The organism is Defluviimonas sp. D31, from assembly GCF_033436765.1.
In the GTDB taxonomy this organism is placed as follows: domain Bacteria; phylum Pseudomonadota; class Alphaproteobacteria; order Rhodobacterales; family Rhodobacteraceae; genus Albidovulum.
In genome coordinates this window covers 229,298-245,960 of the sequence record NZ_JAWQFN010000004.1, presented here as the reverse complement: position 1 = coordinate 245,960, position 16,663 = coordinate 229,298, and the positions used below count along the sequence as shown (strand labels likewise).

Genomic DNA, 16,663 nt, shown 5'->3' with positions numbered 1-16,663 from the left:
GGTCGCCGTATGGCTGCATGATTCCCCGGGATCGGAGACCCGGTGCGGGACATGGGCCGTACCTTGGCCCGTCCGCGCTAGCCGCCGCCCCGGTCGGCGGCATCGAGCAGCGCCACGACCTCGGCGTCCGCCACCTGCGGGAAGGCGCGGTAATGCGCGCCGACGGCGATGAAGGGGCGCGGCGTCTGAAGGCAGATCACCCGGTCGGCGAGCTTGGCGAACTCCGCCAGCGCCTCCTCCGGCGCCACCGGCACGGCGAGCACGATCGCCGCCGGCCCCGCCGCCCTCAGCGCCCCGAGCGCGGCCCGAAGCGTCGCGCCGGTGGCGATGCCGTCATCGACGACGATCGCCGTCGCGCCCGCGAGGTCGGGCTCGGGCCGGTCGCCAAGATAGATCCGCCGCCGCTCCGCCATCTCGCGCCGCTTGGCCGCGACGGCATCGGTGAAATCCTCCGGTCCCCGCCGGATCGACGCCAGCACATCGGGGTTGAAGACCGGCGCGCCGCCTTCGGCCACGGCACCCGCCGCCAGCTCCTCGTGCCCCGGCACGCCGATCTTGCGCACGAGGATCAGCCCCAGGGCCGCGCCGAGCCGCGCCGCGATCTCCGCCGCCACCGGCACGCCGCCCCTCGGCAGCGCCAGCACGACCGGCTTTTCCGGCGCCAGCGCCTCGATCTCGTCGGCCAGCTTCCGCCCGGCCTCGACGCGGTCGGTGAACATGCGGCCCTCCTTCCGATCGGAACCGCCCCAGTCTGCCAGAACCGCCCGCCCCGGCCAAGCGCGGCGCCCCGGTCAGCCCGCCACCTTCCGCGCCACGATGTAGCGGCGCGGCGGCTGGGCGGGATGGTTGCCGGTCTCGATGATCTTGAACCCGGCCGCCGTCACCATCGCCTCCAGCTCGGCGATCCGCGTGATCCGCACAAAGGGCGCCTTGCCCAAAAGCTGCATGACCGGCAGCGCCCCCCGCATCAGCGTCAGGACCAGCCGTTCCCGCGTCCAGCCCGAGCCCGGTTCCGGCAGGCAGATCGTCTTCGAGATGAAAAGCCCGCCCGGCTTCAGACGCGCGGCGACCCGGCGCAGGGCCCGCTCCGGATCGGGCAGGAGATGCAGGAGGTTGAAGGCGAGAACCGCGTCATATAGCCCCTCGCCCGGCGCCTCGTCGAGCACATCGGCGGCGGTGAAGCGGATGTTCGTGACTCCCTCCGCCGCGGCCTTCCGCCGCCCGACCGCGATCATCGCCGGCGAGACGTCGCTCGCCGTGATCTCGCCGACGCGCGGCGCCAGAAGAAGCGCGGTCGAGCCGGTGCCGCAGCCAAGCTCCAGCACCCGGTCGTCCGGCGAGAGGTAGGAGCGGGTCCGCTCCAGCGTGTAGGTGTAGGACTCCATGTCCCGGATGGGCGACTTCGCATATTTCTCGGCGATGCCATCCCAGAACTTCGCGGCTGTCTGCATGTCGTGTCTCCTTTGCCGCAAAGATATACCCATGCGTTTCCCATCGGGGAATTGCCGAAATACGCAGTTCGCTTATACATATACGCATGAATGACCGTCCCGACCGCTTCGACTGGAACCATGTCCGCGCCTTCCTCGCCACCGCCGAGGAGGGCTCGCTTTCGGCCGCCGCGCGGGTTCTCGGCCTCACCCAGCCGACGCTCGGCCGCCAGGTGGCGGCACTCGAGGACGATCTCGGCCTCCTCCTCTTCGAACGCATCGGCCGCTCGCTGCAGCTGACCGGCGCGGGGCGTGAGCTTCTGGCCCATGTCCGCGCGATGGGCGAGGCCGCGAACCGCGTGGCGCTCGCCGCCGCGGGACAGTCGCAGGCGATCGAGGGCAGGGTGCGGATCACCGCGAGCGAGGGCATGTCGGCCTATGTCCTCCCGGCCGCGCTGAAGCGCCTCAGGGAGGCCGCGCCGCGGCTCGAGATCGACGTGGTCGCCGCCGACGACATCCGCGATCTCATGCGGCGCGAGGCCGATATCGCGATCCGCCATGTCCGCCCCGAGCAACCCGACCTCGTCGCCCGCCTCGTGCGCGAGGCCGAGGCGCATTTCTACGCCGCCCGATCCTATCTCGACGCGCGCGGAAGGCCGCAGAGTCTCGCCGACCTCGCCCGGCACGATTTCGTGGGCTTCGGCGACAATGAACGGATGCTCGACTACCTCAAGCCACTCGGTATGCCGCTGACGACCGCGAATTTCCGCATCGGCTCGGAAAACGGCATCGTCGCCTGGGAACTCGCGCGCCAGGGTTTCGGCATCGCGCCGATGTGGGACGAGCTTGCCCGCCGCGATCCCGGCATGGAGCGGATCCTGCCCGAACTGCCGCCGATCGTCTTCCCGATCTGGCTCGCCACCCACCGCGAGCTCCACACCAGCCGGCGCATCCGGCTGGTCTTCGACCTTCTCGCGGATTTTCTGGGGCAGGCAACCTGAAGGCGCGCCCGCCATCGCATCGCACGAACAGCGCGTATCAGCCGCGCCAAGCGCCCGGCGACAGCCTGGTGGCGAGATCGCCGAAATCCGAGGCGACCAGATCGAACTCGTCCCCAAGCCCGTCCGCGTGGTAGTCCTCGCCCGGATCCTCGATCTGCGGCAAGACGTAGACGGTGCGATATCCGCACAGCCTCGCCGCGCGCAGATCGCTCGGATGCGCGGCCACCATGGCGATCTCCTCGGGGCGGCAGTCGACGATCTCCGCCGCACGGGCGTAGCAGTTCGGATCGGGCTTGTAGCTGCCGATCATCTCGCAGCAGAGAAACCCGTCCCATTCGAGGCCACTCACCCGCGACGAACCGGCGGCCATCGGCCAGCTGAGGATCGTCAGCGGCAGGACCGGGTATGTCAGGCGCAGCGCGCGAAGGCCGTCTCGGGCGCCGCGCCAGGCCGGCATCCTCCGCCACGCATGGTGGAGATCGCGCCGCACCGTGGCGTCCGGCACCAGGCCGGATCGCGCCAGAAGGGTGTCCATCACGCCCGCGAGCATCTCGTCAGAGCCGCGCCGGCCGGAGACGCCCTCGGCCGCGGCCCCCGCTTCGTCGAGGAATGCCGCCCGGCAGGCGCGCGCGAATGCCGCATGATCGAGACCCGCGAACTCCCTGTGCCGCCGCAAGGTCGTAACAATCGGCGTGTGCCAGTCGAACACCGTGCCGCCGATATCGAAGAGAAGCGCCCTGACCTGCATGCCACCCTCCCGGTCGCTGGTGCAGGATCGCACCGGCGACCGGGACGGACAATCCGGAATCAGCCCCGGAGCACCCCGCCCGTGGCCTTGGCGACCTTCTCGACGATCTTCGCGGAAACCGCCTCGATCTCCTCGTCGGTGAGGGTCCTGTCGCGTGGCTGCAGGCGCACCGAAATCGCGAGCGACTTCTTGCCCGCGCCCATCTGCGCCTCGGCCTTCTCGCCGGTGAACTGGTCGAAGACCGACACCGCCTCGATCAGCGCCTTGTCGGCGCCCTGCGCGGCGTTCACGAGCGTCAGCGCCTCGACCCCCTTGTCGACGACGAAGGCGAAGTCGCGCTCCACCGCCTGCAGGTCGGAGATCCCCAGCGCCGCCCGCGTCGCGGATTTCGCCTTCGGGAACGGCACCTTCTCGACGAAGACCGTGAAGGCGACCGCCGGGCCCTTCACGCCCATCGCCTTCAGCACCTTCGGATGCACCTCGCCGAAGGCGCACAAAGCGTTCGGGCCAAGCCCCATCACGCCCGCGCGTCCCGGATGCCACCAGCCCGCCACCTTGCGGCTGACCTGCATCCGCGCCGGCGCGCCGAGGACCGACAGCACCGCCTCCGCATCCGCCTTGGCGTCGTAAAGATCGACCGCCCGGCGCGAGCCATAGGGATCGCGCGCCGCCGAGGCGCCGACCAGAAGCCCGGTCGCATGAAGCGACTGTTCCCCCGGCTCGCCGCCGGCAAACGCCGGCCCGACCTCGAAGAGCGCCAGATCCGCAAAGCCCCGCGCCTGGTTGCGCGCCGCCGCCGCCAGCAGCCCCGGCAGAAGATCGGGCCGCATATGCGTCATCTCCGAGGAGATCGGGTTCTCCACCCGCGTCGCCTCGGTGCCGCCGCCGAACAAGGTCGCGGCCTCGGCGTCGATGAAGGAATAGGTCACGCATTCGTTGTAGCCGAGCCCGGCGAGCATCCGCCGCGCCGCCTTCTCGCGCATCTGCATCGGTGTCAGCACCGGCTTCGGCACGCCGGGCCGCGCCCGCCGCATCGGCTTGCCCTCGAGCTTCGTCAGCGACGCGATCCGCGCCACCTCCTCCACGAGATCGGCCTCGCCGAGGATGTCCGGCCGCCACGACGGCGGGCTCGCCATCCCGCCGTCCAGCGTGAAGCCGAGGGCCTCCAGCGTGCCCCGCTGCGCGCCCTCGGGAATGTCCATGCCGACGAGGCTGACCACCCGCTTCGGATCGAAGCGGTAGGCCCGCGCCGTGTCCGGCACCGCGCCGTCCATCACCACGTCCGAGGCCTCGCCGCCGCAAAGCTCCAGGATCATCCGGGTCGCCATCTCGAGCCCCGGCAGGGTGAACGCCGGGTCCACGCCGCGCTCGAACCGGTAGCGGGCGTCGGAATGGATGCGCAGCGCCCGGCCCGTCGTCGCGATGGTGATCGGGTCCCAGTAGGCGCTTTCAAGGAAGACGTTGACGGTTTCCTCGGTCACGCCGGTCGGCGCCCCGCCCATCACGCCGGCGATGCTCTCCGGCCCCTCGTCGTCCGAGATCACCATCATCCCCGGCTGGAAGCGGTAGGTCTTCTCGTCCAAGGCTTCCAGTTCCTCGCCGCCCGTCGCGGGATGGATCCGCAAGTCCCCCTTCACCTTGTCGGCGTCGAAGACGTGCAGCGGCCGGTTCTGGTCGAAGGTGAAGTAGTTGGTGATGTCCACCAGCGCCGAGATCGGCCGGTGCCCGGTTTCCAAGAGGAGCCGCTGCAGCCATTCCGGGCTCGGCCCGTTCTTCACGCCGCGGATCACCCGCCCGGCGAAGAGGGGGCAGCCCTTCGCTTTGAGACCGTCGTCGATCGTCACGCCGATCGGGCTCTTGAAGCTGCCCGCGACCGGCTCCACCACCTGCGGCTTGAGCCGCCCGAGCCCCCGCGCCGCGAGGTCGCGCGCGATCCCGCGCACGCCCAGGGCATCGGGCCGGTTCGGGGTGATCTTGATGTAGATCATCGGGTCGTTGAGACCCTTCCAGTCGATGTAGCGCGCGCCAAGCTCGGCATCCTCGGGCAGGTCGATGATGCCCTCGTGGTCGTCCGAGAGCATCAGTTCCCGCTCCGAACAGAGCATCCCGTTACTCTCGACGCCCCGGATCACGCCCGGCTTGAGGTCCACCCCGGTGCCCGGCACATGGGTGCCGACGGGCGCGAAGACACCGTAAAGCCCAGTCCGCGCATTCGGCGCGCCGCAGACCACCTGCACCTCCTCCATCCGGCCGCCGGGGCCGTCCGGGTAGGTGGCGACGCGGCAGAGCCGCAGCTTGTCGGCATTCGGATGCTGCACCGCCTCGATCACGCGGCAGATGCGGAACGCGCCCAGCCGTTCGGCCGGGTCCACGACCTCCTCGACCTCGAGCCCGAGATCGGTGAGCGCCTCGGTGATCTCGGAGAGCGAGGCCGCGGTGTCGAGATGCTTTTTCAGCCAGGAGAGGGTGAATTTCATTGGTCTACTCCGCCCATACCTGGATGAGGTTTCTAACTTCTGGTCGCAACTCGATGGAGGTCGTTTCGTTTGAAGCCTTCTCAATTGAGTACATGAGAAGGCCAGTTCCAACCGGCATTTCCTTGAGCTCAGAAAGTAGCTGCCTGCCCTTTTCTGTCAGATCGATTCCGTAACCATCGACGACCACAGCTTGGGAGACCAAGTATTCCAACGATATGAGCTTCTTTGCTAAGTCATGTGTATTGGCAACATCCGGCACGTCCGCCAGCAGGTCGTGGGGCTTAGTCGACGCGCGCCGTAGAAGGTCGCGTATGTCTGCAAATGTATAGCTCACCTGCTCAACCCCCCATGCACCGTCGGCAGGTCGAGGCTCGCAAACCCGTAATGCCTGAGCCACCTGAGATCGCTCTCGAAGAACGCCCGCAGATCCGGGATCCCGTATTTCAGCATCGCCAGCCGGTCGATGCCGAGCCCGAAGGCAAAGCCCTGCCATTCGTTCGGGTCGATCCCGCCGGCGGCCAGCACCTTCGGATGCACCATGCCGGAGCCCAGAATCTCCATCCAGCCGTCGCCCTCGCCGATCTTCAGCTGTCCGCCCTCCCAGGAGCAGCGGATATCGACCTCGGCCGAGGGTTCGGTGAAGGGGAAATGCGAGGCGCGGAAGCGCAGTTCGACCTGATCCACCTCGAAGAAGGCGCGGCAGAACTCCTCCAGAACCCATTTCAGGTTCGCCATCGACAGGTCGCGGTCGATCGCCAGCCCCTCGACCTGGTGGAACATCGGCGTGTGGGTCTGGTCCATGTCCATCCGGTAGACCCGGCCCGGTGCGATCACCCGCAAGGGCGCGCCATGGGTCTGCATCGCCCGGATCTGCACCGGCGAGGTATGGGTGCGCAAGACATGCGGCGGCCGGTCGTCGCCTTCCGCGCGGGCCATGAAGAACGTGTCATGCTCCTGCCGCGCGGGATGCTCGGGCGGGATGTTGAGCGCGTCGAAATTGTACCAGTCCGACTCGATCTGCGGGCCTTCGGCCACGGCAAAGCCCATGTCGGCGAAGATCGCGGTGACTTCCTCGGTCACCTGGCTCACCGGATGGATCGTCCCCATCCGCCGCGGCCGCCCCGGCAGCGTCACGTCGAGCCATTCGGCCTTCAGCCGCTCGTCGAGGGCCGCATCCGCCAGCGCCGCCTTCTTCGCGCGGAGCGCCGCGTCGATCTCGTCCTTGAGCCGATTGAGCGCCGCCCCGGCGGCCTGCCGCACGGCGGGGTCCATCTGGCCAAGCTCGCGCATCTTCAGCGAGATCTCGCCCTTCTTGCCCAAAGCGGCGATGCGCAGGTCTTCAAGCGCCTGTTCGTCGGCGGCATCCGTGATGGCGCCAAGATACTTCTGCTTCAGCTCGTCCATTCGCTTCCCACTCCGAAACTTGCGCCGTAGCTAGCGCATCCGCGCGGGGCCGACAAGTTTCGGTGACGTCGGCGGGCCGCCGGCGCCGCGATCTCAGTTGTGGAGAGCTTCGCCCAGGAGGCGCGGCGCAAGGAAGTCGGCCCCCTGGGAACTCAGATGATCACTGTCGAAGTATAGGGGAATGCCATCGACCGCGATCCGGCAGACCGGATCGCAGAGGATCGGCACCGGATCGAGCACCGTCACGTCGCCGAGCTCTGCGGTCGCCTCGATCACGCGGTTCGTCCGTTCGTTCAGGGCATGGACGTTCGCGGCGTCAGGCATGTCCGGCATCGGCGTGCCGCTCATCATATTCCTTGCGATCACGACGGGCAGTTCGCTCACCAATTCCGGCGTCCCCTCGATGACGATGATCCTGCGGCCGGTTGCCGTAATCGCCGCGATTGTCCGTGTGAAGGCGGCCTCGAAGACCGCGAAATTGGCCGCCTCGCCACCGCTCTTGTCGACGTGCCCCTCCTCCCGCAGGAGCGCGCGGGGCCATGCGCCGCGACCCTCTGAATTGAGCCGCCAGCGGCTGTAAAGGATGACGGTTTGAAGGTCGCTGCGCGACCGGAGCTCGGCGATCACCCGGTCGTTGAACTCGATACAGCCCTTCACGAATCCGCCGTCGAGCCGTTCGACGCCGAGGATCGGTGGACAGGCAAGCCGATAGGCAAGCGCGCCGGACCGCCCCTCGTCGCGCAACAGCCGGTCGAGCCCGTGCGAGAGCGCCCCGGCATGGGAATCGCCCCACAGCAGCACGTCCTGCCGACCCGGAGTGGGAAGGCCGAGATCGCAGAGAATGCCGGCGGTGCGTTCGGTGGCGCAGTTTTCGGAGCCGGTTATCTCTTCATCCGCGACCGCGAGAACGCGCTGAACCGCCTCGGGCAGCCTGCCCGGCAGCCCCTGCATCGCCACGATGGCCAAAGAGGCGACGCCCAGAACCGCGCTCGCCAGCCCGGCCACACCGAAGACGCGTGCGCGGGTCGCCGCCACGCGCCCGCGCCGCCGGAACGGCCTCTCGACGAAACGCCAGCTTGCCCAGGCTGCGCCCGTCGCGATGGCAACCGCCGCGGCAGTGGCTGCAGGCGGCAGATCGCTTGATCCGAAGCGGAGCCAGAACAGCACGAGAACCGGCCAGTGCCAGAGATAAAGAGAGTACGAAATCAGGCCTATCCCGACCGGCAGAGGCGCGGACAAGAGCCGGCCTGCCCGTGTCGTCCCCAGCCCACCGGCCCAAATGATGAGCGCGGCCCCGAGGCAGGGCAGCATCGCGGCCACACCCGGAAACGGCGTCTGGTCGGAGTAAAGCGCAACCGAGATCGCAATCATCGCGCAGCCGATCGCAGCCGCGGCTTCGCGCAACAGGGGGGGCGCCCGCCGTTGCGGTGCCATCAAGGCGAGTGCGGCACCGACTCCAAGCTCCCAGAAGCGGCCGGGCATCAGATAGAAACTCGCAGTGGGTCGCGTGTGGGTCAGGAAAACGGACAACAGGAATGAGGCGCCGCAGAGAAGGACGATAAGGCCGAGCGCCCTGCGCGTCCTTGACATCAGCCACCACATCAGCAGCGGAAAGATGATGTAGAACTGTTCTTCCACCGCCAGAGACCAGGTATGCAGCAGCATCTGCGTTTCGGCGGCCGGGGCGAAGTAATCGGCCGACTGGACGTAGAACCAGACGTTTGACGCGAAGAGAAGCGTCGCGAGCGCGCTCTTCGCGAGATCGTCGAATTGGCGCGGCAGAAGAAACACGAAGCCCGCGACGAGGCATGCGAAGATGATGACAATCAGCGCCGGGACGATGCGCCGGACCCGTCGTTCGTAGAAGGCTGTGATGGAGTAGCGGCCGTCCTCGATCTCACGCCGTAGAATCCCGGTGATGAGAAAGCCCGAGATGACGAAGAAGACATCGACGCCGACGAAGCCGCCGCCGAAGCCGGGGACGCCCGCGTGGTACAGAACCACCGGCACGATGGCGAGCATCCGCAGCCCGTCGATATCGCGTCGGTACCCAAATCTACTCATCGGTCACCGGCTTGCCGCATCGCAGCGCACGTGGCGCGGCCTTGTGCCTTGAGGTTAGATCAATATCAGTCGCCGGGACAACGGTTCAGAAATTAAAAACCCCGCGACGGCCGTTCTGGCCATTCGCGGGGTTCACACTGTCCCTCTGGAGAGAGAGTTTACGCGAGCGCGGCCTTCGCCTTTCCGACGATGGCCTCGAACGCCGCCGGCTCATGCACGGCGAGATCGGCGAGCACCTTGCGGTCCACCTCGATCCCGGCCAGGCCGAGCGCGTTGACGAAACGCGAATAGGTCATTTCGGCGTCGATCGCCCGGACCGCGGCGTTGATCCGCTGGATCCACAGCGCGCGGAAATTGCGCTTGCGGGCCTTGCGGTCGCGGGTGGCGTACTGTTGCGCCTTGTCGACGGCCTGGGTGGCGGTGCGGAAGTTGCGCGAACGGGCGGAGTAGTAGCCTTTCGCCTTCTTGATCACCTTGCGGTGGCGGGCGTGGGTGACGACGCCGGATTTAACGCGGGACATGGGTCACTCTCCTCAGCGGTTGTACGGCATGTATTTCTTGACGATCTTCGCATCCGCGTCGGCCAGCAGCATCGTGCCGGTCGCCTTGCGGATGAAGTCCGTCGAGCGCTTGATCATGCCGTGACGCTTGCCTGCGACACCAGCCTTGACGCGGCCCGAGGCCGTCATCTTGAACCGCTTCTTCGCGGCCGATTTGGTCTTCATCTTGGGCATTTCCATCTCCTCGTCAGAGTGAACGCGCGACTCGGCAATGCCACTTGGCCGGCCTCGCGGGGTATTCGAGTGGCGCCCTATAAGCCGCCTCGGGCAGATTGGCAAGCCCTGCCGCCACCCCGAGGCCGGGTCTCACTCCGGGTCGGTGCGGAAGATCAGCCGCTCGTCGCAGGGCGCGACGCGCAGGATGTTGGTGGTGCCCTTCACGTTGAAGGGCACGCCCGCGGTCACCACGATCTGGTCCGTCTCGGTGGCGAAGCCGAATTCGCGCGCCGCCCGCGCGGCGCTGACCACGGCCATCTTGAAGCGCTCGATCTCGTCGGTCACGACGCAGTGCACGCCCCAGGTCAGGCAGAGCCGCCGCAGCGTCTCGGTCACCGGCGAGAGCGCGATGATCGGAACGTTCGGCCGCTCGCGGGCGACGAGGCTCGCGGTCCGGCCCGACTGGCTGAAGCAGCAGATCGCGTGGATATCGGTCGCCTCGGCGATCTCGCGCGCCGCCGCGACGATGCCGTCGGCGATGCTCGTCCGCTCCACCCGGCGCGAGGCCTCGATCACCTGGCGGTAGGTCGGATCGCTCTCGACCGATTTGGCGACGTTGTCCATCGTCGTCACCGCCTCGACCGGATACTGGCCCGCGGCGCTCTCGGCCGAGAGCATCACCGCGTCCGCGCCCTCGTAGATCGCGGTGGCGACGTCGGAGACCTCGGCGCGGGTCGGCATCGGGCTCTCGATCATGCTTTCCAGCATCTGGGTCGCGACGATCACCGGCTTGGCCGCCGCCCGCGCGCCGCGCACCAGCTGCTTCTGGATCGGCGGCACTGAATGGACCGGCAGTTCGACCCCGAGATCGCCGCGCGCCACCATGATCCCGTCCGAGACGGCGAGGATCGCCGGATAGGCCTTGACCGCGGCCGGCTTCTCGATCTTCGACAGGATCGCTGCGCGCCCCTTCGCGAGGCTGCGCGCCTCCTCGACATCCTCGGGCCGCTGCACGAAGGAGAGCGCGAGCCAGTCGACGCCGAGTTCGCAGGCGAACTCCAGGTCGGCCCGGTCCTTGTCCGACAGCGCCGCGAGCGGCAGCACCACGTCGGGCACGTTCACGCCCTTGCGGTTGGAGATCGTGCCGCCGATCGTCACCGTGCAATCGGCGAAATCGGCGCCGCAATCCTCGACCTTGAGCCGGATCTTGCCGTCATTGACGAGAAGCGAGGCGCCCGGTTCGAGCGCGGCGAAGATCTCCTTGTGCGGCAGGCAGACGCGCGTCGCGTCGCCCTCGGCGGGGTCGAGGTCGAAGCGGAATCGCGCGCCCTCGGAAAGCTCCTCGGAGCCCTTCGCGAAGGTGCCCACGCGCAGCTTCGGCCCCTGCAGGTCGGCGAGGATCGCGATCGGCCGGCCGGTTTCGGCCTCGATCCGGCGGATGATCGCGTGGCGGGCCGCCTGCTCCTCGTGGCTGCCGTGGCTCATGTTGAGTCGGAACACGTCGGCCCCGGCCTCGAAGAGTGCCCGGATCGTCTCGTAATCGCTCGACGAGGGGCCGAGCGTGGCCACGATCTTCACGTTGCGGAGGCGTCTCATCGGGGCCATGTCGTCTCTTCCGTTTGCGCTATCATCAAGGGTCGGCCTCTCTATCGCCCAAATCGCGCCGCCGGGCAACTGGCGCTTTGCCGCGCGCTGATCTAAAGGACATCATCCCGGAATACGTGAAGGCTCCATGACAGACCACCCGTTCGAGATCGAGGGCGAAGACCGGCCGTCCCGCTGGCTCGTGACCTGCGACCATGCGACGAACCGCGTGCCGCCCTGCATCGGCGGCGGCGACCTGGGCATCGCGCCCGAGGACATGGAGCGCCACATCGCCTACGACATCGGCGCGGCCGGCGTCACCCGGCGGCTGGCCGAGCGGCTGGATGCGCCGGCGATCCTGTCGGATTTCTCGCGGCTCGTCATCGACCCGAACCGCGGCGAGGACGACCCGACGCTGGTGATGAAGCTCTATGACGGCACGGTGATCCCGGTGAACCGCGACGTCGGCGCGGCGGAGACCGAGCGGCGCCTGAACGCCTTCCACCGGCCCTATCACGCGGCGCTCGAAACCCTCGCCGCGCGGCGCGCCGACACCGTGATCTGCGCGGTGCACAGCTTCACGCCGCGGCTCTTCGGGCGCGGCGACCGGCCCTGGCAGGTGGGCATCCTCTATTCGCATCTCGACCCCAAGCTCTCGCTCGCCGTGCTCGAGCGGCTGCGGGCCGAGCCGGACCTGAACGTGGGCGAGAACGAGCCCTATGGCGGTCATCTCGACGGCGATTCGATCGACCGCCACGCGCTGAAGACCGGAAGGCCCAACGTGCTGATCGAGATCCGCCACGATCTCATCCGCCACCAGGACGGCCAGATCGCCTGGGCCGACCGGCTCGCGCCGATCCTTGAAGCGGCGCTCGCCGACACCGATCTCTAAGCAGGGAGGACGACATGGACGACAAGACCCGGATCGAGATCGAGGCCGCCGCCTTCCGGACGCTGCGCCATCACCTGATGGAAAAGCGGGCGGATGTGCAGAACATCGACCTGATGAACCTCGCGGGCTTCTGCCGCAACTGCCTCGCCCGCTGGTACCAGGAGGCCGCCAGCGAGCGCGGCGTCGCGATGACCAAGGACGAGGCGCGCGAGATCTATTACGGCATGCCTTACGACCAGTGGCGGGCCGAGCACCAGACCGAGGCGGATGACGAGAAGAAGGCGGCGTTCGAGGTGGCGTTCCGCGAGAACGTCGGGCCGAAGGACGGCTGATCCGGCGCGATCCGGCAGTGCGCCCGTTCCGGGCGCATCCCATCTGTCGCGCCCTTCGCCGGGGCGAAGGGCGCTCCGCCTGCCTCCGGCGGGGGTATTTCGGCAATGAAGAACGCCGATGCGGGGTCAGTCTCCGGCGGCGCCGTGGAGATGCGCGACGAGGGCTTTCAGGCGCGGCCGGCGCGCATGGGCGCGCGGAAAGACCAGCACGTAGTCCCAGGACATCGGCAGCGCGGTGGCGTCGATCCTGACGAGCGCCCCCGCGCGGATCTCGACGCCCGCAAGACGTTCCGGAACCAGCGCGACGCCGAGGCCGGCGCGGGCGGCGGCGAGCGCGAGCCCGGTCATGCCGACCCGGAGCCCGGCCCTCGGATCGGGGCGGCGGGTGTCGCCCTTCGCCGCGAACCACGCCGCCCAGGCGGGCTGGGTCGCGTAGGAGGCGCCCCAGTCGGTGTGGATGAAGTCGGCGTCGGGGAGCGCCGCGAGCCCCGCCTCGGGCAGCCCGAACGCCGGTGCCGCGACGGCGGCGATCCGGTCGCGGAACAGGGTCTCGGTCTGGTGGTCGGGATAGGCGTGGCCGCCGTAGGTCAGCCGCAGGTCGGCGCCCTCGCGGCCGAAGGCCACCGGATCCTCCTCGACCCGGATCTCGATCCCGGCCCGCCCCTCGAACCCGGCGAGGGCCGGGACGAGCCACCATTCGGCGACCGAGGGAATGACCGAGAGCACCAGCCGCGCCCGCATCCGCCCCTCGCCGAGTTCCGCCGCCACCGCGGCGAGGTCGGTCAGCGCGAACTCGACCCGGGGATAGATCGCGCGGCCGGCATCGGTGAGCGTGATCCGGTTGCCCTGCCTCAGGAAGAGCTGCTTGCCGAGATGCTCCTCGAGCGCGCGGACCTGCTGGCTCACGGCGGCCGAGGTGACGCCGAGTTCCGCCCCGGCGGCGACGAAGCTGCCGGCGCGGGCGGCGGTCTCGAAGGCGCGGAGGGCGTTGAGGGGCGGCAGGGTGGACATCGCGATTCCGAAAGATTTTCTTATGCTCCGCGAAAATTTCTCCCGTTGCAAGAACGGCGCTTCGGCCCCAGCCTCTGCGCGACAGGGAGGACGCCATGGACACCATGCAGGACATCATCGATCTCGACCGTTATCCGCTCGACCGGCCCGAGAGCCCGGAGTGGCAGGCGCTCGTCGACCGCGCCCGCGCCGATCTCGCCCGCGACGGCATGTTCAACCTCGAGGGCTTCCTCAAGCCCGAGGCGATCGGAACCGCCGTTTCCGCGCTTGTCCCGCGCTTCGACGGCGAAAGCTTCACCCATGCCCGCAAGCACAACATCTACTTTCGCAAGGAGGTGCCCGGCCTCAGCCCCGACCATCCGGCGCTCAAGGAGTTCGAGACGATCAACCGCACGCTCTGCGGCGACCAGATCGGCGGCGTGGTCGAGGCGCTCTACGACTGGCCCGGTTTCGCCCGGTTCCTCGCCGCGGCGATGGACAAGCCCGCGCTTCACACGATGGACGACCCGCTCGCCCGCGTGAACGCGATGGCTTACGGCGAGGGCGAGGCGCTCAACTGGCATTTCGACCGGTCCGAGTTCACCACGACGCTTCTCCTGCAGGCACCCGAGGCGGGCGGCGAGTTCGAATACCGCTCCGACCTCCGGAGCGACGACGACCCGAACTACGAGGGCGTGGCGCGGCTCCTCGCGGGCGGCGACCCGGCGCTGAAGCGGCTCACCCTCGGCGCCGGCACGCTCAACGTCTTCAAGGGCAAGAACACCGCCCACCGGGTGACCCCGGTCAAGGGCGCGCGCGCGCGCATCATCACGGTCTTTTCCTTCTACGAGCGCCCCGGCGTCCGGTTCACCGAGGAGGAGCAACGGGGCTTTTACGGCCGCGCGGCATGACCGGCCCGTTCAAGGACGCCCGCAAGACGACCTACCTCAATTCCGAGGGTTCTAACCGGCCGCTCGTCTCGCCGATCCCCGGTGACGTGCTTAACGCCGCCCGTGGCTACCGCCTCGGGCGGCTGCGCGACCAGATCGCGCGCCACGACGTGGCCGGGCTTCTGCTCTATGACCCGGTCAACATCCGCTACGCCTTCGACGTCTCGAACATGCAGGTCTGGACCGCGCACAACCCGATGCGCTACGCACTGATCCTCGCGGGCGGCCCGGCGATCCTCTTCGAGTTCAAGGGCTGCGAGCATCTCGCCCAAGGCCTGCCCGGCATCGACGAGGTGCGGACCGCGATCACCTACATGTTCATGAGCCGCGGTGACCAGATCCGGGGCTTCGTCGAGGACTGGGCCGACGAGATCGCCGATCTCGTCCGCAGCCACGGCGGCGGCAACATGCGGCTGGCGGCCGACAAGCTCGACATCAACGCGCCGCCCGCGCTCGCGGCGCGCGGGATCGCCCTCGTCGACGGCGCCGAACTGGCCGAGACCGCCCGCGCGATCAAGTCGCCCGAGGAACTCCGGCTGATGCGCTGGACCATCCGGGTCTGCGAGGCCGGCATGGCGCGGATCTACGAACATTCCCTGCCCGGCGTCACCGAGCAGGAACTCTGGGCGCATCTGCATTTCGAGAATGCCCGCTCCGGTGGCGACTGGCTGGAGACGAAGCTCCTGACCGCGGGACCGAACACCAATCCCTGGTACAAAGAATGCTCGCACCGTCCGGTCGAGGCCGGCGAGATGATCTCGTTCGACACCGACATGATCGGCCCCTATGGCTACTGCGCCGATCTCTCGCGGTCCTGGGTCTGCGGCTATGAGCCGATGAATCAAACGCAGCGACGGCTCTACCGGACGGCGCTCGACCAGATCGAGCACAACCTCGCCCTCATTGCCCCCGGCCGCGACTTCGCCGAGTTCAACGAGAAGAGCTGGCGCATCCCGGAAAAGCATATCGACTACCGCTACTCGCTGGCCTTGCACGGCGTCGGCATGGCCGACGAATGGCCCGTGGTGCCGCTGCATGTCGATTGGACCAACCGGGCGATGGCGGGGCGGTTCGAGCCCGGCATGGTGCTCTGCGTCGAAAGCCTGATCGCGGAAAAGGGAACAGAATCGATCAAGCTCGAAACCCAGGTGCTGATCACCGAAACCGGCGCGGAACGGCTCGACAGCTTCCCCTGGGAGGACGTGTGACGTAACGGAATGTGGCGATTTCCGCCGTTTGACACGCTGTGTTTACCGAGGTCGCGTAGGTCGTCGGTGTGCGATCTGCTATCCTTGGACCATCATGGCCTTGCTGGAGACCCGCGACGATTATTCCCGAGCCGAGCGTTTTTCGGATGCGGTGATCCATGCCTCCGGCCTTCTCTTCGTCCTCATCGCGGTCCCGGTGCTGATCACCGTCACCGCCTTTCTGCGCGGCGATTTCACGGCGCTTTTCGGGGTCTCGGTCTATGGCCTCACGCTGATCGCGATGATCCTGTGCTCGGCGCTCTACAACCTGGTTCCCCATCCTGACTGGGAAGGGCTCCTCAAGCGGCTCGATCACTCGGCGATCTACGCCAAGATCGCCGGGACCTACACGCCCTTCACGCTGCTGTCGGGCGGGCACGGGGCCTGGCTTCTGGCCGGCATCTGGGGCGCGGCCGTCGCCGGGATCGGGCTGAAGATCATCGCGCCCGACCGGTTCCACCGCATGGCGATCTGCCTTTACATCGCGATGGGCTGGGCGGGGCTCTTCGCCGGGAGTTCCTTTCTGGCCGCGCTGTCATGGCCGGTGCTGATCCTGATCCTGATCGGCGGCGGCCTCTACATGGCGGGCGTCGTGTTCTACCTGTTCGACCGGTTGCCGTTCCACTACACGATCTGGCACGTCTTCGTGCTCACGGCGAGCCTCGTCTTCTACGCGGCCGTCACGGTCCACGTCGTGCAAGGCGCGGCCTGAAGCCGCCCCAGGGCGGCTGGGCCGGCGGCGATCATGCTCCTCGTGCCGGTGTTGCCGGCGGGGTTCGCAAGCTTGGCCGGCAGGGTGATCTGCCTTCAGGCACCGCGCCCGTTCAT

17 protein-coding genes are annotated in these 16,663 nt (G+C 68.1%); 6 read left to right on the top strand and 11 right to left on the bottom strand.

The window, feature by feature from the left end; genetic code table 11:
- Positions 1-77: 77 nt before the first annotated feature.
- The gene (locus R5H32_RS09660; protein ID WP_318338475.1) at positions 78-719 is read right to left on the bottom strand and encodes a phosphoribosyltransferase; all 642 of its coding nucleotides are present in this window, start codon (positions 717-719) and stop codon (positions 78-80) included.
- 72 nt (positions 720-791) lie between these two features.
- Positions 792-1,451 carry a class I SAM-dependent methyltransferase gene (locus R5H32_RS09655; RefSeq protein WP_318338474.1) on the bottom strand — a complete coding sequence of 220 codons (660 nt, stop codon included), beginning with the start codon at positions 1,449-1,451 and terminating at the stop codon, positions 792-794.
- A gap of 86 nt (positions 1,452-1,537) precedes the next feature.
- On the opposite strand from R5H32_RS09655, the gene R5H32_RS09650 reads away from it, so the two are divergent.
- Positions 1,538-2,431, top strand: coding sequence for a LysR family transcriptional regulator (locus R5H32_RS09650; RefSeq protein WP_318338473.1), 894 nt, complete (start codon positions 1,538-1,540; stop codon positions 2,429-2,431).
- A gap of 37 nt (positions 2,432-2,468) precedes the next feature.
- Here the strand turns inward: R5H32_RS09650 and R5H32_RS09645 are convergent, their stop codons facing one another.
- From R5H32_RS09645 to pyk, 8 genes are all read right to left on the bottom strand, one after another.
- The gene (locus tag R5H32_RS09645; RefSeq protein WP_318338472.1) at positions 2,469-3,179 is read right to left on the bottom strand and encodes an HAD-IA family hydrolase; all 711 of its coding nucleotides are present in this window, start codon (positions 3,177-3,179) and stop codon (positions 2,469-2,471) included.
- Positions 3,180-3,238: 59 nt separating this feature from the next.
- Positions 3,239-5,656: a phenylalanine--tRNA ligase subunit beta gene (gene pheT / locus R5H32_RS09640; protein WP_318338471.1), complete on the bottom strand. Its 2,418-nt coding sequence runs from the start codon at positions 5,654-5,656 to the stop codon at positions 3,239-3,241.
- 4 nt (positions 5,657-5,660) lie between these two features.
- Positions 5,661-5,990, bottom strand: a complete 330-nt coding sequence (locus tag R5H32_RS09635; protein ID WP_318338470.1) for a hypothetical protein — start codon at positions 5,988-5,990, stop codon at positions 5,661-5,663.
- Positions 5,987-7,060, bottom strand: a complete 1,074-nt coding sequence (gene pheS, locus R5H32_RS09630) for a phenylalanine--tRNA ligase subunit alpha (protein WP_318338469.1) — start codon at positions 7,058-7,060, stop codon at positions 5,987-5,989. Before pheS ends, R5H32_RS09635 begins: the two co-directional genes overlap by 4 nt.
- 93 nt (positions 7,061-7,153) lie before the next feature.
- Positions 7,154-9,124 carry an acyltransferase family protein gene (locus R5H32_RS09625; RefSeq protein ID WP_318338468.1) on the bottom strand — a complete coding sequence of 657 codons (1,971 nt, stop codon included), beginning with the start codon at positions 9,122-9,124 and terminating at the stop codon, positions 7,154-7,156.
- 158 nt (positions 9,125-9,282) lie between these two features.
- Positions 9,283-9,645, bottom strand: coding sequence for a 50S ribosomal protein L20 (gene rplT, locus R5H32_RS09620; RefSeq protein WP_318338467.1), 363 nt, complete (start codon positions 9,643-9,645; stop codon positions 9,283-9,285).
- Between the two features lie 12 nt (positions 9,646-9,657).
- A complete protein-coding gene (gene rpmI, locus R5H32_RS09615) occupies positions 9,658-9,858 on the bottom strand; it encodes a 50S ribosomal protein L35 (RefSeq protein WP_263337345.1) in 201 nt (66 codons plus the stop codon).
- Between the two features lie 132 nt (positions 9,859-9,990).
- Positions 9,991-11,436: a pyruvate kinase gene (pyk, locus tag R5H32_RS09610; RefSeq protein WP_318338466.1), complete on the bottom strand. Its 1,446-nt coding sequence runs from the start codon at positions 11,434-11,436 to the stop codon at positions 9,991-9,993.
- Between the two features lie 136 nt (positions 11,437-11,572).
- Between pyk and R5H32_RS09605 the strand changes: the two genes are divergently transcribed.
- Positions 11,573-12,316: an N-formylglutamate amidohydrolase gene (locus tag R5H32_RS09605; RefSeq protein WP_318338465.1), complete on the top strand. Its 744-nt coding sequence runs from the start codon at positions 11,573-11,575 to the stop codon at positions 12,314-12,316.
- A gap of 14 nt (positions 12,317-12,330) precedes the next feature.
- Entirely contained in the window at positions 12,331-12,648 is a 318-nt protein-coding gene (locus R5H32_RS09600; RefSeq protein ID WP_318338464.1) for a DUF1244 domain-containing protein, read from the top strand.
- Positions 12,649-12,774: 126 nt separating this feature from the next.
- Here the strand turns inward: R5H32_RS09600 and R5H32_RS09595 are convergent, their stop codons facing one another.
- Positions 12,775-13,659: a LysR substrate-binding domain-containing protein gene (locus R5H32_RS09595; protein ID WP_318338463.1), complete on the bottom strand. Its 885-nt coding sequence runs from the start codon at positions 13,657-13,659 to the stop codon at positions 12,775-12,777.
- A 95-nt stretch (positions 13,660-13,754) separates the two neighbouring features.
- Between R5H32_RS09595 and R5H32_RS09590 the strand changes: the two genes are divergently transcribed.
- From R5H32_RS09590 to trhA, 3 genes are all read left to right on the top strand, one after another.
- Complete coding sequence (locus tag R5H32_RS09590; RefSeq protein ID WP_318338462.1) at positions 13,755-14,549, top strand: 2OG-Fe(II) oxygenase; 795 nt, start codon at positions 13,755-13,757, stop codon at positions 14,547-14,549.
- Complete coding sequence (locus R5H32_RS09585; protein WP_318338461.1) at positions 14,546-15,796, top strand: Xaa-Pro peptidase family protein; 1,251 nt, start codon at positions 14,546-14,548, stop codon at positions 15,794-15,796. Before R5H32_RS09590 ends, R5H32_RS09585 begins: the two co-directional genes overlap by 4 nt.
- Before the next feature lie 94 nt (positions 15,797-15,890).
- On the top strand, positions 15,891-16,547 hold the full coding sequence (gene trhA, locus R5H32_RS09580; RefSeq protein WP_318338460.1) for a PAQR family membrane homeostasis protein TrhA: 657 nt from the start codon (positions 15,891-15,893) through the stop codon (positions 16,545-16,547).
- The last annotated feature ends 116 nt before the right edge of the window (positions 16,548-16,663 follow it).

Excerpts from the sequence above, each read along its gene's own strand:
- R5H32_RS09660 (WP_318338475.1), bottom strand. The coding sequence starts at position 719 with ATGTTCACCGACCGCGTCGAGGCCGGGCGGAAGCTGGCCGACGAGATC.
- R5H32_RS09655 (WP_318338474.1), bottom strand. The coding sequence starts at position 1,451 with ATGCAGACAGCCGCGAAGTTCTGGGATGGCATCGCCGAGAAATATGCG.
- R5H32_RS09650 (WP_318338473.1), top strand. The coding sequence starts at position 1,538 with ATGAATGACCGTCCCGACCGCTTCGACTGGAACCATGTCCGCGCCTTC.
- R5H32_RS09645 (WP_318338472.1), bottom strand. The coding sequence starts at position 3,179 with ATGCAGGTCAGGGCGCTTCTCTTCGATATCGGCGGCACGGTGTTCGAC.
- pheT (WP_318338471.1), bottom strand. The coding sequence starts at position 5,656 with ATGAAATTCACCCTCTCCTGGCTGAAAAAGCATCTCGACACCGCGGCC.
- pheS (WP_318338469.1), bottom strand. The coding sequence starts at position 7,060 with ATGGACGAGCTGAAGCAGAAGTATCTTGGCGCCATCACGGATGCCGCC.
- R5H32_RS09625 (WP_318338468.1), bottom strand. The coding sequence starts at position 9,124 with ATGAGTAGATTTGGGTACCGACGCGATATCGACGGGCTGCGGATGCTC.
- rplT (WP_318338467.1), bottom strand. The coding sequence starts at position 9,645 with ATGTCCCGCGTTAAATCCGGCGTCGTCACCCACGCCCGCCACCGCAAG.
- rpmI (WP_263337345.1), bottom strand. The coding sequence starts at position 9,858 with ATGCCCAAGATGAAGACCAAATCGGCCGCGAAGAAGCGGTTCAAGATG.
- pyk (WP_318338466.1), bottom strand. The coding sequence starts at position 11,436 with ATGAGACGCCTCCGCAACGTGAAGATCGTGGCCACGCTCGGCCCCTCG.
- R5H32_RS09605 (WP_318338465.1), top strand. The coding sequence starts at position 11,573 with ATGACAGACCACCCGTTCGAGATCGAGGGCGAAGACCGGCCGTCCCGC.
- R5H32_RS09600 (WP_318338464.1), top strand. The coding sequence starts at position 12,331 with ATGGACGACAAGACCCGGATCGAGATCGAGGCCGCCGCCTTCCGGACG.
- R5H32_RS09595 (WP_318338463.1), bottom strand. The coding sequence starts at position 13,659 with ATGTCCACCCTGCCGCCCCTCAACGCCCTCCGCGCCTTCGAGACCGCC.
- R5H32_RS09590 (WP_318338462.1), top strand. The coding sequence starts at position 13,755 with ATGGACACCATGCAGGACATCATCGATCTCGACCGTTATCCGCTCGAC.
- R5H32_RS09585 (WP_318338461.1), top strand. The coding sequence starts at position 14,546 with ATGACCGGCCCGTTCAAGGACGCCCGCAAGACGACCTACCTCAATTCC.
- trhA (WP_318338460.1), top strand. The coding sequence starts at position 15,891 with ATGGCCTTGCTGGAGACCCGCGACGATTATTCCCGAGCCGAGCGTTTT.